The 12,286-nt window shown below is 72.4% G+C and carries 13 protein-coding genes and 1 pseudogene; 3 read left to right on the top strand and 11 right to left on the bottom strand.

Annotated features, from left to right (window positions below):
- Positions 1–4: 4 nt before the first annotated feature.
- The 5 genes from ABZ342_RS40580 to ABZ342_RS40560 are packed head-to-tail and all read right to left on the bottom strand — an operon-like array spanning position 5 to position 4,947.
- Complete coding sequence (locus tag ABZ342_RS40580) at positions 5–1,243, bottom strand: CoA transferase (RefSeq protein ID WP_360484976.1); 1,239 nt, start codon at positions 1,241–1,243, stop codon at positions 5–7.
- Positions 1,240–2,379, bottom strand: a complete 1,140-nt coding sequence (locus ABZ342_RS40575) for a CapA family protein (protein ID WP_360484973.1) — start codon at positions 2,377–2,379, stop codon at positions 1,240–1,242. Before ABZ342_RS40575 ends, ABZ342_RS40580 begins: the two co-directional genes overlap by 4 nt.
- On the bottom strand, positions 2,376–3,161 hold the full coding sequence (locus ABZ342_RS40570) for an amino acid ABC transporter ATP-binding protein (RefSeq protein ID WP_360484970.1): 786 nt from the start codon (positions 3,159–3,161) through the stop codon (positions 2,376–2,378). Before ABZ342_RS40570 ends, ABZ342_RS40575 begins: the two co-directional genes overlap by 4 nt.
- The gene (locus ABZ342_RS40565; RefSeq protein WP_360484967.1) at positions 3,158–4,033 is read right to left on the bottom strand and encodes an amino acid ABC transporter permease; all 876 of its coding nucleotides are present in this window, start codon (positions 4,031–4,033) and stop codon (positions 3,158–3,160) included. The genes ABZ342_RS40570 and ABZ342_RS40565 overlap by 4 nt, the downstream gene beginning before the upstream one ends.
- Positions 4,030–4,947, bottom strand: a complete 918-nt coding sequence (locus ABZ342_RS40560) for a transporter substrate-binding domain-containing protein (protein WP_360484964.1) — start codon at positions 4,945–4,947, stop codon at positions 4,030–4,032. Before ABZ342_RS40560 ends, ABZ342_RS40565 begins: the two co-directional genes overlap by 4 nt.
- A 211-nt stretch (positions 4,948–5,158) precedes the next feature.
- Between ABZ342_RS40560 and ABZ342_RS40555 the strand changes: the two genes are divergently transcribed.
- Together ABZ342_RS40555 and ABZ342_RS40550 are read left to right on the top strand one after the other, a co-directional pair.
- Positions 5,159–6,139, top strand: coding sequence for a PaaX family transcriptional regulator C-terminal domain-containing protein (locus ABZ342_RS40555; protein ID WP_360484961.1), 981 nt, complete (start codon positions 5,159–5,161; stop codon positions 6,137–6,139).
- A 193-nt stretch (positions 6,140–6,332) separates the two neighbouring features.
- Positions 6,333–7,715: an endo-1,4-beta-xylanase gene (locus ABZ342_RS40550; protein WP_360484958.1), complete on the top strand. Its 1,383-nt coding sequence runs from the start codon at positions 6,333–6,335 to the stop codon at positions 7,713–7,715.
- Positions 7,716–7,773: 58 nt separating this feature from the next.
- On the opposite strand, the gene ABZ342_RS40545 is transcribed toward ABZ342_RS40550, so the two are convergent.
- The 6 genes from ABZ342_RS40545 to ABZ342_RS40520 all read right to left on the bottom strand — a co-directional run bounded on the left by ABZ342_RS40545 (position 7,774) and on the right by ABZ342_RS40520 (position 12,224).
- A complete protein-coding gene (locus ABZ342_RS40545) occupies positions 7,774–8,958 on the bottom strand; it encodes a serine/threonine-protein kinase (protein WP_360484955.1) in 1,185 nt (394 codons plus the stop codon).
- 90 nt (positions 8,959–9,048) lie between these two features.
- Positions 9,049–9,567, bottom strand: coding sequence for an RDD family protein (locus ABZ342_RS40540; RefSeq protein ID WP_360484952.1), 519 nt, complete (start codon positions 9,565–9,567; stop codon positions 9,049–9,051).
- 49 nt (positions 9,568–9,616) lie between these two features.
- Positions 9,617–10,267 (bottom strand): response regulator transcription factor, encoded by a 651-nt coding sequence (locus ABZ342_RS40535; protein WP_155542689.1) that lies wholly within the window; start codon positions 10,265–10,267, stop codon positions 9,617–9,619.
- Entirely contained in the window at positions 10,267–11,457 is a 1,191-nt protein-coding gene (locus ABZ342_RS40530) for a histidine kinase (protein WP_360484949.1), read from the bottom strand. Before ABZ342_RS40530 ends, ABZ342_RS40535 begins: the two co-directional genes overlap by 1 nt.
- A gap of 25 nt (positions 11,458–11,482) precedes the next feature.
- On the bottom strand, positions 11,483–11,929 hold the full coding sequence (locus ABZ342_RS40525) for a hypothetical protein (protein WP_155542688.1): 447 nt from the start codon (positions 11,927–11,929) through the stop codon (positions 11,483–11,485).
- Between the two features lie 85 nt (positions 11,930–12,014).
- Positions 12,015–12,224, bottom strand: a complete 210-nt coding sequence (locus ABZ342_RS40520) for a hypothetical protein (protein ID WP_360485017.1) — start codon at positions 12,222–12,224, stop codon at positions 12,015–12,017.
- Between ABZ342_RS40520 and ABZ342_RS40515 the strand changes: the two are divergent.
- Positions 12,166–12,285 (top strand): annotated as a pseudogene (locus tag ABZ342_RS40515) (zinc-binding dehydrogenase); the annotation flags it as partial. The gene ABZ342_RS40520 and the pseudogene ABZ342_RS40515 sit on opposite strands and share 59 nt — an antisense overlap.
- Position 12,286: the final 1 nt, after the last annotated feature.

Genomic DNA, 12,286 nt, shown 5'->3' with positions numbered 1-12,286 from the left:
GCGCTCAAATCACGGCCTCCGCGACCAGGTCCGCGACCTGCTGCTCGGTGTAGCCGAGCAGCTCGCGGTAGACGTGCTCGTTGTGCTCGCCCAGCCCGGGTGCGGGCCGGTCGAGAGCGACGCGGGCGCCGGAGAACCGGATCGGCACCCCGGTGCCGGCCAGGTCGGCCACCGCGCCGTGCCGCGGGTGCGTCAGCGGCACGACCTCCTCGCGGGCCAGGACCAGCGGATCCCGCACCGCCTCGCGCGGCTCGCGGACCTCGGCCGCGGGCACGCCTTCGGCGGTGAACGCGGCGAGGATCTCGGCCAGCGGCCGCACCCGGCACCATTCGCGGATGAGCTCGTGCAGCTCGTCGGCGGCGCGGACGCGCTGGTCCCGCGTCCGGTAGCGGTCGTCGTCGGCCAGTTCCGGACGGCCGATCGCGCGGAGCACCCCGTGCGCGAACGCGTCGGTCGGCGCGCAGAGGGCGAGATAGCCGTCCAGCGCGGGCAGGATGCCGAACGGCGCCAGCCGCGGCACCATCGACCCGGTGCGCTGCGGCAGGCCGACCGCCTCGAAGGCGTCGAACGGCTCGCACGCGACCAGCGAGGTCAGCGCGCCGAGCATCGACACGTCGACGTGCTGGCCCTCGCCGGTGTGTTCGGCCTGCAGCAGCGCGGAAACGGTGCCGACCACCGCGAACAGCGGCGCCAGCAGGTCGCCGATCGGCAGGCCGAAGCGGACCGGGCCCTCGTCGGGCTCGCCGGCGGTCATCATGACGCCGCTCAGCGCCTGGATGATCGAGTCCATCGCCTTGCCGGAGCCCGGGCCACCCTGCGCGCCGAACCCGCTGATCGAGGTGTAGACGAGCCGGGGGTTGATCTCCCGGACCCGCTCGTAGGAGATGCCGAGCCGGTCGGTGACGCCCGGGCTGTAGTTCTCGACCAGGATGTCGGCGTCGCGGACGAGGTCGGTGAACACCGCGCGGGACCGGGGGTTCTTCAGGTCGAGCGTGACGCTGAGCTTGTTGCGGCCGCGCAGCAGCATCGACACCGACAGGTCGTCGTCGTGCCGCCGCGCCAGGTTGAGCCCGTCGCGACCGACGTAGGGCGCGTTGTTGCGGGAGGAATCCCCGCCCGTGGCCGGGTTTTCGACCTTGATCACCGTGGCGCCGAGCCCGGCGAGCAGCAGCGTCGCGTACGGTCCGGCGAGCGCGGTGGTCAGGTCGACGACGGTGCGGCCGGCCAGTGGCTGGTCGGTCATGCGGGAACCCCTTCGGAGAGAGCGACGAGCACTTCGGTGCCGCGGGTGGTGAACCGGCCGTTCAGCCGGGCACCGCGGGTGATGTCCTCGACGTACTTCGCCACGGCCTCGCCCTGCGGAGTGCCCCCGACCGGCACGGGACGGCCGCGGTCGTCGATCCAGCACGGGACGAAACCGGCTTCGCGGATCCCGTTCTCGTCGAAGCGGCAGAAGGCGATGACCGTGTTGCGGCTTTCCGGGTGGAACGGGAAGAACGGCATGTCCGGGTCGGGCGCGAAGCCGTAGAGCTTCGTCCGCCGCTCGGCCCACGCGCGCAGCTCGTCCGCGCCGACCCCGGCTCCCGGCGTCAGGGCGTGGGTGACGGTGGCGAAGTTGCCGAGGCCGTGGAAGATCGGCCGTCCTCCGTGGACCTCGATGCCACGCATGATGTGCGGGTGGTGGGAGAACACGGCGTCGGCACCGGCGTCGACCGCCGCGCGGGCGACCGGGCTTTCGTACATCGCGACGGTGACCGGCGTGTGCCCGACGCCCTTGTGCAGCGCCACGAGCACGACGTCGGCCTCGGCCCGCAGACGGCGCACGTCCTCGGCCATCGCCTCCAGGCTGTCCGGGTCGGCGAAGGTGTAGATCTTCGGCGGTCCGCCCGGGCTGGCGTGGTCCAGTTCGTAGTGCGTGAGGACGTGGACGTACGCGCACCCCGGCTTGCGGGAGGCCGCCCAGGACTCGCGCGGGCCGACGCAGTTGTAGGACAGCACCCCGATGCGCAGGCCACCGCGTTCGACGATCGCCGGGCGCCGGGCTTCGGCCAGGTTCGTCCCGGCGCCCGCGGTCACCATGCCCGCCGCGCGGGAGTAGGCGATCGTGTCGGCCAGCCCCCCGGCACCGGCGTCGAGGACGTGGTTGCCCGCCAGGGTGACCACCTCGAAACCGGCCTCGGCCACCGCTTTCAGCGCCGCGGGATCCGCGGGCGGCGCCGGGACGTCGGTGCTCTGCTGCACCGCGGTGGTCGAGTGCGGCACCTCGACGTGCCCGATCGCCAGGTCCATCCCGCGCAGCACCGGCGCGGCCGGGGCGAGGAAGGACTCCGGGTCCGGCTCGTCCAGAATGAGGTCGCCGACAGCGCCGACAGTGATCACGAAACACCCTCCTTTTCGGACAGATGACGGGACAGGAAGGCACGCAGCCGGTCGGTGCGCGGCCGCGCGAAGAACTCGCCGGGCGGACCCTCCTCGACGATCCGGCCCGCCTCCATGAACACGCACCGGTCGGCCACCTCACGCGCGAAGGCCATCTCGTGGGTGACCACGACCATCGTGGTCCCCGCCGCGGCGAGGCTCCGGAGCACGGCCAGGACCTCGTCGACCAGCTCCGGGTCGAGGGCGCTGGTCGGCTCGTCGAACAGCATGATCCGCGGCCGGACCAGGACGGCCCGGGCGATGGCGACCCGTTGCTGCTGCCCGCCCGAGAGCTGCCGCGGGTAGTGGTCCTCGCGCCCGGCCAGGCCGATGCGCTCCAGCAGTTCCCGGGCCTCCCGCTCCACAGTGGACCGGTCCCGCCCGTGGACGCGGATCGCCGCGTCGGTCACGTTGCGCAGCACCGTGAACTGCGGGAACAGGTTGAACTGCTGGAAGACCATGCTCATCCGACGGCGCTGGGCGGCGATCCGCCGCTCGGTCAGCGGACGCAGGCCGGCCGGGGAGCGCCGGTGGCCCAGCAGCTCGCCGTCGAGGTACATCGCGCCGCCGTCGATGGGCTCCAGCTGGTGGGCGCAGCGCACGAGCGTCGACTTGCCGGAGCCCGACGGCCCGACCACGACGACCGCCTCCCCCTCGTGGACGTCGAGGCTGACGCCGTCGAGCGCGGTCACCGTGCCGAACCGCTTGCGGACGTCGCCGATCCGCAGCACCGGCGCGCTCATCGCGCACTCCGGTGCCCGCGGGAGAACCGGCGTTCCAGCCGGCGTTGCCCGGCCGTCAGGACGGTGACCACGACCAGGTACCAGAAGCAGGCGACCAGCAGCATCGGCACGATCTCGTAGGTGCGGTTGTAGATGACCTGCACCGAGTGCAGCAGGTCCGACATCGCGATGACCGACACCAGCGCGGTTCCCTTGAGCACGTTGATGAACTGGCTGCCCGCGGGTGGGATGATCACGCGCATCGCCTGCGGCAGCACGATCCGCAGCAGCGTCTGGCCCGGCGGGTAGCCCATCGCGCGGGCCGCGTCGCGCTGCCCGGGGTCGACCGACGTCACCCCGGCGCGGAAGATCTCCGCCAGGTACGCCGATTCGACCAGCGACAGGCCGATCACCGCGGCCGTCAGCGGCGTGATGACGCTGTTGGCGTCCCAGCTGCCGAAGACCGGGCCGAACGGGATGCCCAGCGAGAGCCGGGGCAACAGGTAGGCGAGGTTGAACCAGAAGATCAGCTGCACCAGCGGCGGGATGCCGCGGAACAGGCCCACCCACAGGGTCGCCACCCACCGGGCGGGCCCGAACCCGCTCAGCTGCATCGCCGCGACCACCCCGCCGGCCAGCGAACCGAGCACCATCGCGGCGACCGCGAGCAGCACCGTGGTGCCGAGGCCGGCCATGACGCTCTTTTCGAAGAGGTACTTCGCCACGACGTCCCACTGGAACCGGGGGTTGCCGACCAGGAAGACGACCAGCTGGGCCAGCACCACGGCCAGCACGAGCACGAACAGCCAGCGCAGCGGGCGGAAGCGGCCGCGGGCGGCGGCGACGTCGTCACCGGCCGCCGACGTCTTCTCCACAGTGGACACCGCGGTCATTTCGCGGAGGCCACGTCGAACAGCGGCTGCGGGACCGTCACGTCCTCGAGGCCCCACTTCTGCATGATCCGGGTGTAGGTGCCGTTGCGGAACAGCTCTTCGAAGGCCTTCTGCAGGACCGGGCCGAGTTTGCCGGCCTTCGGGGTGTAGAGCGCGAGGTTGTCCTTCGTCGCGCCCTGCTCCTCGGTCTGCGTCACGTATTCGTACTGCCCCTTCTGCTGGCTGGTGACGTCGATCGCCGCGGCCTGGGTCATCCCGGCGGCGTCGGCGCGGCCGGACTTGGCGGCCAGCAGGGTGGCGTTCGTGTCGTCGAGCCCGACCACCTGCACGGCCGGGCGCTGCTTGCCCTCGCAGAACGTGGACAGCTTGGCGAGCTGGCCCTCCACGACGCTGGCGGTGACCACCGCGACGCGCTTGCCGCACAGGTCAGCGGCCTGCTTGACGCCCGCGGCGGAGCCTTCGGGGATCACGTAGGCGGTGCGGGTGGTCATCCACGTGACGGTGTCGAACTGCTTCTCGCGTTCGGCGGTGGCCTTGACGGGTCCGTTGAAGGCTTCGTAACGGCCGCTCAGCATGCCCTGCAGCGCGGCCGGGAGCCCGCTGACGATGGTGGTTTCCGTGCGCACGCCCAGGAGCTGGCCGAGCGCTTCCTGGAAGTCGTGGTCGATGCCGGTGACCGTCTTGCCGTCCGGGCCGACGGTCCGGTACGGCGGGTGGGAGTCCCCGGCGAACCGGAGGACGCCCGAGTCCTTGACCGCCTGCGGCAGCTGGTCGTGCAGCGCCTGGTCGGTGGTCAGCGCGGCGGCCGTGGGCGCCGGGGCCGCACCGTCGTCGACCGTGCAGCCGGCCAGGACGAGCCCGGCGGCGACCACGGCGAGCGAGCTTCGACGCCATTGACGAAGAGAGGAACCCATGTCGTTTTCTTCCTGGGGAAGGCCGTCCTGGCCGGGCGGCGAGGGAACCTGAAGAATCAATTGGTTGCTATCTGGGCGCCGATCGTCGCATGATGTGTCGCGTGATTCAACCCCTCGATGCGACCGGGCGGAGCGCACTGCCACCATGGACACCCGCGGTGGGCAGCTCCGGCCGACCGCCGAGCCGAACCCCGGAAGAGGCAGGCGCGCGATGACGACCGGCCCGCTGCCCCGCGCTCAGCAGGGAGCCGAACCGCAGCTGCTCCTGACTTCCCTGCTCGGCGACTTCTGGTACTGGCGCGACGAGCACATCCCGTCGGCCGCGCTGGTGGAGCTGCTCGGCGAGTTCGACATCAGCCCGGCGAGCGCGCGGGCGGCGATCCGCCGGCTCGCCGCCCGCGGCCTGCTCACCGTGTCCCGCAGCGGGCGGACGACGGCGTACGGCATCCCGGCCCGCACGTCCGAGGTCATCATCGAGCGCACGCACCGGATGCTGACCTTCGGCACGACCGCGCCCGACTGGGACGGGCAGTGGACCGTGGTCACCTTCTCGGTACCGGAACAGGACCGCGGCCTGCGCACCGCGCTGCGGTCACGGCTGCGGGTCCTGCGGTTCGCCGCGCTCTACGACGGGGTGTGGGTCAGCCCGCACGACCTGACCGGACCGGCGCTGACCGCACTGGACGAGCTCGGTCTCCGCAGCGCGACGGTCTTCCGCGCCACCGAGGCCCCGGGGCCGGCCGCGGCGGTCGCGGCGTTCGACCTCGAGCCCCTCGCCCGGGAGTACGAGCAGTTCGTCGAGCGGTACGAGCAGGTGCTCACCGGCCTGGACGCCGGCCTGATCAGCCCGGCGCAGGCCTTCCGCGCGCGCACCGAGCTGCGCGTCGACTGGCGCCGGTTCCCGGAGTCCGACCCCGACCTGCCCGCCGAACTGCTGCCCGCCGACTGGGCCCGCGACCGGGCCCAGAAGGTCTTCCTGCAGATCTACGACCGCCTCGGCCCGCTCGCGGAGCTCCGGTTCCGGCAGGTGCTGGCGGCCACGGACCCCGCACTCGCCGAATTCGCCTCCCACCACGACTCGGTGAAGGTGGCGGCGTTGTTCGCCGGGCTGGGCGATCGTCACCCGGCGGGCGACACGCCGTTCGAGCAGGCCGCGCAGGCCCGGCGCCTGGACGACGCGCGACGCCGGTAAGCGCGGCACTTCCCGGTTCGTTCGCCTGAGCACCTGCCCCGGTCCGGGGACCGAAAGTCGATCGAAACTCTTTGCGGGCCGGCGATCCACCGTGTTCTTCTGCTGGCGGTAAGTAACTACGTCGACTCGTCCAGGTCACCGGCGACCCGCGGTGGGCAGTTCCTGGGCGCGCATGCCGGTAAGGAGACCACCGATGGCAGGAAGTTCGCCGGGCCCGCGCAGATGGTGGCGGTCACCCGCCACCCGGGCACTGGCCGGAGTGGCCACCGTCGCCGCGACCGCCGCTGTCCTGGTGACAGCCCCCGGCGCCGACGCGGCGGCCAGCACCCTGGGGGCGGCCGCCGCCCAGTCCGGCCGCTACTTCGGCACCGCGATCGCCGCGAGCAGGCTCGGGGACTCGGCCTACACCACGATCGCCGGGCGCGAATTCAACATGGTCACGCCCGAGAACGAGATGAAGCCCGACGCGACCGAGCCCAACCAGAACCAGTTCAACTTCTCCTCCGGCGACCAGATCTACAACTGGGCCGTCGGCCACGGCGCCAAGGTCCGCGGCCACACCCTCGCCTGGCACGCCCAGCAGCCGGGCTGGATGCAGAGCATGGGCGGCAGCTCGCTGCGCAACGCGATGATCAACCACATCCAGAAGGTGATGGCCCACTACCAAGGCAAGCTCGCCTACTGGGACGTCGTCAACGAAGCCTTCAACGAGGACGGCAGCCGCCGCTCGTCGAACCTGCAGAGCACCGGCAACGACTGGATCGAGGTCGCGTTCAAGACCGCGCGCGCGGCCGACCCGTCGACCAAGCTCTGCTACAACGACTACAACATCGACAACTGGAACTACGGCAAGACCCAGGGCGTGTACAACATGGTGCGGGACTTCAAGTCCCGCGGCGTGCCGATCGACTGCGTCGGCCTGCAGGCCCACTTCACCGGCGGCAGCTCGGTGCCGAGCAACCTGCAGACCACGATCTCCAGTTTCGCGGCCCTCGGCGTCGACGTGGCGCTCACGGAGGTCGACGTCACGAACGCGTCGACCTCGCAGTACGCGGCGCTGACCCAGGCGTGCGTGAACGTCGCGCGCTGCGTCGGCATCACCGTGTGGGGCGTGCGGGACAGCGACTCCTGGCGATCCGGCGAAAGCCCGCTCCTGTTCGACGGCAACGGGAACAAGAAAGCCGCCTACAACTCGGTGCTGAACGTCCTCAACTCCGGCGGCGGGACGACCACGACACCCACCACCACACCGACGAATCCGACGACGACACCGACGACTCCGACCACCACCCCGACCACCCCGGGCGGGGGCAGCTGCACCGCTTCGCTGTCGGCCGGGCAGTCCTGGAGCGACCGGTACAACCTGAACGTCTCGGTCAGCGGCGCCAGTTCGTGGACGGTCACGATGACCGTGCCGAGCCCCGCGCGGATCAGCGCCACCTGGAACATCAACGCGACGTGGCCCAGCAGCCAGGTCCTCGTCGCGACGCCCAACGGGAACGGCAACAACTGGGGCGTCACCATCCAGCACAACGGGAACTGGAACTGGCCCAGCGTCAGCTGCAGCACTTCCTAGGGTGCCCACGGGTGGCTCGTCCGCGCGAGCTGCGCCGGCGAACGAGCCACCCGTGCGGTCACGGTTTCCCGGGCGTCCCGCCCTTGCCCTTGACCTTCCCGGCGTCCGGGTGACGACCGCCCTCCGGCTTCGCCGGGCCCTTCTCGGGCCCCGCACCGGCTTTCGGCGGTGCGGCGGCCACCACACCGTGGGACGCGGGCCTCGCGGCCTGCGACGAGACCACCACGACGGCCGACGCCGTCACCTGGGACGGCAGGACGACGGAACTGGTGGGCGGTGCGGCCTCGGGCAACCGGGCCGGGGGGTTCCCCGGATCGGCCTGCCCGGTGAGCACCACCGCGAGCACGGCGGCCGCCGCGGCCGTCAGGACACCGGCCGCGGCCACCACCCGCCGTCTCCGCGTGGGCGCCGCGGCGGCGAGCGGGACCTCGTCGAGAGTGGGGGAAGGGCCGCGCAGCAGCTCCGGCAGCTGCGCGGCACTCGGCCGGTCCGCGGGTTCGCGGGCGGTCATCCGGGTCAGCGCGTGCGCGAGCGGCTCGGGCGTGCCGGCGGGCACGCACGGCGCGCGGTGCAGCCGAGCCATCGCCGATTCCGCCAGGGTGCCGGGGAACTCGCGCTGCGCGGTCAGGCACTCGATCAGGATCAGGCCGAGTGCGTAGATGTCGGCCGGCGGGCCGGCCGGCTCCCCCAGGATCTGCTCCGGCGCCAGGTACGCAGCCGTGCCGGTGACCAGGCCGGTACCGGTGATGTGCGTGGAATCCAGCGCGTGCGCGATGCCGAAGTCGGTGATCACCGGACCGTCGGGACCGAGCAGGACGTTCGCGGGTTTCAGGTCGCGGTGCACGATGTGCCGGGCATGGACGTGGGCGAGCGCGTCCGCCAGCCGGACCCCCAGCTCGCCGACCTCGTCCGCGGTGAAGGGCCCGGCGGCCAGCCGCTCGGCGAGGTTCTCCCCGTCGACCAGCTGCATCACCAGGTACGGCCGGTCCCCTTCGGTGCCGCTGTCGAACAACGCGACGACCCGCGGGTGGTGGACGCTGGCCAGCAGCGTCTTCTCCCGCGCCCGCCGCAGCTCGTCCACGGCCACCGCCTGACGGTCGTAGACCTTGATGGCGACCGCGCGTCCCAGCTCCCGGTCGAAGGCCCGGTAGACCAGGGCCGTGGCTCCGCTGCCGATCGGCGAACCGACCTCGTACCGCCCGGCGATCACGTCCGGCAGTTCGTTCGTCAGTTCGCTCGTCATCGGCAGGTACCCCATCCGGCTCGTGGTCCTACCCGGTACCCGGAACGCGGGGCGGGGTAAACACGAGTGGCCCGGAACACGGGACCGGCCTCAGCGCCGATCGCCCTCCGCGCGGACCACGAGAGTCCGCGCGACCAGGTCGCCGATCCGCTGGCGCCGCCGGGTCACGACCACGCTGACGACCGCCACCAGGCCCAGCAGCAGGCCGTCGATCGTGAGGAGCACCCAGCGGACCAGGTAGGCACGCCCGCTCGGCCGGCCGCCCCGCAGGGTCTCGACCCGCAGGCCCATCACGAGCATGCCCGGGGTGACCCCGCCGCGCCGCACCGGAATCCAGATCTGGATCACGATGTCGGCGGCGTAGAAGACCGCGAGGAACGTGATCGCGGGTGCCCAGAGGATCAGCTTCGGCGGCACCCAGCCCCACCGCAGCAAGGGAATGGTGACGAGCCCGGCCGCGAGCGCGGCGAACACCCCCACCCCGACGGCGAGAGCCTGGTCCAGCACCGCCTGGACCACCCGGCGACCCGCCATCCCCAGCCGCTCCGGCACCTCGGCCGTTCGCCGGGGGCCGGCCGGTTCCGGGGCCGGATCAGGCGGGGCGGTCATCGCGCTGACTCCACACCCGGCGAGTTTCGCACACCGGCCGAGGACGGGCTCACCCGAGCAAACCACGCTGCCACGCCCACACCGCGATCTCCGTGCGGTTCCGGAGTTCGAGCTTGCGCTGCACGCCGGCCAGGTGCGTCTTGACCGTCGACAGCGAGACGCCCAGCTCGTCGGCGATCTCGGCGTTGGTGCGGCCCCGGGCGACCGCGAGCACGACGTCGGATTCCCGGTCGGTCAGGAGGGCCGGCGTTCCCTGCGCGCGCCATCGGGCTTTCTCGGTGAACCGGGCCAGCAAGCGCAAGGTCACCGACGGCGAGACCATCGCCTCACCGCCGGCCGCCGCGCGGACGGCGTCCACCAGCATCCGCGGACCGGCGTCCTTGAGCAGGAACCCGCACGCGCCGCCGAGCAGGGCGGCGTAGACGTTCTCGTCGGCGTCGTACGTCGTCACCACCACGACCCGCAGCGGGTCCGCGACGGCCGGTCCGGCCAGCAGCTCGGTCGCCCGGAGACCGTCCACGCCCGGCATCCGGATGTCCATCAGGGTCACGTCCGGCCGCAGCTTCCGCGCCAGCCGGACCGCGGCCTCCCCGTCGGCGGCCTCGGCGATCACCTCGATGTCCGGCGCGGCGGTCAGCACCAGCCGGAAACCGGTGCGCACCATGGCCTGGTCGTCGGCGACGAGCACCCGGATGGTCATCAGATCCCCCGCGGCAACGACTCGAAGGGCGCGTCCTCGGCGCCGAGCGGAAGACGGGCCGAGACCCGCCAGCACGAGCCGGCCTCGCGGCCCGCGGTCAGCTCGCCGCCCAGCATCGCGAGGCGCTCGGTCATGCCGATGATCCCGAACCCGCCCGGCGATGGCAGCGGTGTCGCCGGGACACCGTTGTTGCGCACCTCGAGCACGAGGTCGTCGACCTCGACACGCGCGGACACCGACACTTCGGTCGCCGCCGGCGCGTGCCTGCGGACGTTGGTCAGGGCTTCGGTCACGACGCGGTGGAGGGTCGTCGCCAGCTGCGCCGGCACGGGAAGCCGGTCCAGTTCGTCCGCGACGTCCACCCGGGCGGCGGAACCGGCGGCCGCGCGCACCGCGTCCCCGAGCGCGGCGCCCGACGGCGGGGGCACGTCTTCGGTGTCCCGCAGCATCCCGACGAGCTGCCGGGCGGCGGCCAGCGCGGTGCCCCCGGCCTCTTCGATCTCGCGGTACACCGCGGCGTGGTCGCCGATGTCCGGATCCGCTTCGGTGATCGCGCGGGCCGCCTGCACCCGGACGACGATTCCGCTGACGTGGTGGGACACCAGGTCGTGCAGTTCCCGGGCCAGCTGCAGGCGTTCCTGGCCGCGCGCCCGCTCCAGCGCGTCCCGCTGCCGGGCGTCCGCCGCCCGCAGGAGGAGCCCGACCCCGAGGCACGCGCCCCAGTACGCCGCGGCGGCCACCGCCACCAGCGCCTCCGGCGCGCCGGAACCGTAGCGGAGCAACGGCGCGGCGATCATCACGACACCCAGCGCCGGCACCAGCGCGGCCGCGTGCTTCGGCTCGAGCCTGCGCGCGGCCGCGGCGGCGAGGATCCCGGCGGCCACGACCTCGGAGACCGGCGGCTCGCTCCGCGTGTGCCCGGCGAGCGGCACGATCGTGGCGACCACCGACAGCGCGACGACGACGCTTCCCAGCACGCCGATGTGGCGGGGGAAGCGCCGCCGCAGCACGGCCAGCACCGGGATCGCCGTCCCCGTGGACGCCAGGATCCCGGCCAGCGGGGCCGCCCACCCGTGGTCCCCACCGGGCCCGCGCACGACCAGCACCGCGTCGGCGACGACGGCCGCGGCCAGCACCGCGATCTCGGGGCCGAGCATGCTGTGCCGGGCGCGGTTCCCCGCTGTGCGCATGGGCGTCATGATCCACCGGCCGGGGTCACCCCGCGCGCCGGACCCCGGCGATGTAGCGGTTGGAGGGCGACGCGTAGCTCAGCACGGTCGCCACGACCGCCACCCCGCAGCTGACGTAACCCGCCCACGACGGCTCCGTGGCGACCAGTGAACCGGCCTGCAGCAACGTGAAGATGGTGAGCGTGACGCGGGCCCAGTTGCGGCCCGCCTTGAGCTTGAACGACAGCCACAGGTAGACGAGCGCGATGACCGCGGCGATCGCGACCGGGATGGCCTGGGCCAGCAGGGTGAGCTTGTCCAGTTGTTCCGGTGACACGGTGGCGTTCGTGCGGCGCAGGGCGGCGGCTATTTCTTCGCGCGAGCCGAGGATGACCACGGCGCCGGCGATCGAGGAGACCGTGGACACCAGGAAGCCGAAGAACGCGGCGATGATCGTGCTGGGCGGGTTCTCCCGCACCGTTTCGGTAGTCATACCGGGAAATTAGGACCCCGCGCCGCCCGCCACCCGCTGAGTCGCGCTCGTCTCGTACTTTCGGCCGAGGTATCGACGCTTTCGATCAGCTCGGACCGAGGAGCTGATCGAGGATCCAATCGAGGCCGAACCCGGACGTGCCGAGGGTGGGGTAACGCTCGGCGGAGCCGAGGACGTGCGCGCGGACCTTGGCGATCGCGGCCGGGCCGTCCAGCCGGCGCCAGGTCGCGTCCGCCATCGACGAAGCCGGCAAGTTCCGGCTGCCGGTCGAGCGGACTTTTCCCCTGTCCGACATCACTGAAGCCCACCACGCGAGCGAGACCGGCCACGGCCGGCTGGTCCTCATCGCCGGCTGAG

Source organism: Amycolatopsis sp. NPDC005961 (genome assembly GCF_040629235.1).
GTDB classification, from domain to species: domain Bacteria; phylum Actinomycetota; class Actinomycetes; order Mycobacteriales; family Pseudonocardiaceae; genus Amycolatopsis; species Amycolatopsis camponoti.
Note: the sequence above shows the minus strand (reverse complement) of the source record. Positions and strands in the feature narration are given on the sequence as shown.

Coding starts and splice junctions, on each gene's coding strand:
- ABZ342_RS40580 (WP_360484976.1), bottom strand. CDS start 1,243: ATGACCGACCAGCCACTGGCCGGCCGCACCGTCGTCGACCTGACCACC.
- ABZ342_RS40570 (WP_360484970.1), bottom strand. CDS start 3,161: ATGAGCGCGCCGGTGCTGCGGATCGGCGACGTCCGCAAGCGGTTCGGC.
- ABZ342_RS40565 (WP_360484967.1), bottom strand. CDS start 4,033: ATGACCGCGGTGTCCACTGTGGAGAAGACGTCGGCGGCCGGTGACGAC.
- ABZ342_RS40560 (WP_360484964.1), bottom strand. CDS start 4,947: ATGGGTTCCTCTCTTCGTCAATGGCGTCGAAGCTCGCTCGCCGTGGTC.
- ABZ342_RS40555 (WP_360484961.1), top strand. CDS start 5,159: ATGACGACCGGCCCGCTGCCCCGCGCTCAGCAGGGAGCCGAACCGCAG.
- ABZ342_RS40550 (WP_360484958.1), top strand. CDS start 6,333: ATGGCAGGAAGTTCGCCGGGCCCGCGCAGATGGTGGCGGTCACCCGCC.
- ABZ342_RS40545 (WP_360484955.1), bottom strand. CDS start 8,958: ATGACGAGCGAACTGACGAACGAACTGCCGGACGTGATCGCCGGGCGG.
- ABZ342_RS40540 (WP_360484952.1), bottom strand. CDS start 9,567: ATGACCGCCCCGCCTGATCCGGCCCCGGAACCGGCCGGCCCCCGGCGA.
- ABZ342_RS40535 (WP_155542689.1), bottom strand. CDS start 10,267: ATGACCATCCGGGTGCTCGTCGCCGACGACCAGGCCATGGTGCGCACC.
- ABZ342_RS40530 (WP_360484949.1), bottom strand. CDS start 11,457: ATGCGCACAGCGGGGAACCGCGCCCGGCACAGCATGCTCGGCCCCGAG.
- ABZ342_RS40525 (WP_155542688.1), bottom strand. CDS start 11,929: ATGACTACCGAAACGGTGCGGGAGAACCCGCCCAGCACGATCATCGCC.
- ABZ342_RS40520 (WP_360485017.1), bottom strand. CDS start 12,224: ATGTCGGACAGGGGAAAAGTCCGCTCGACCGGCAGCCGGAACTTGCCG.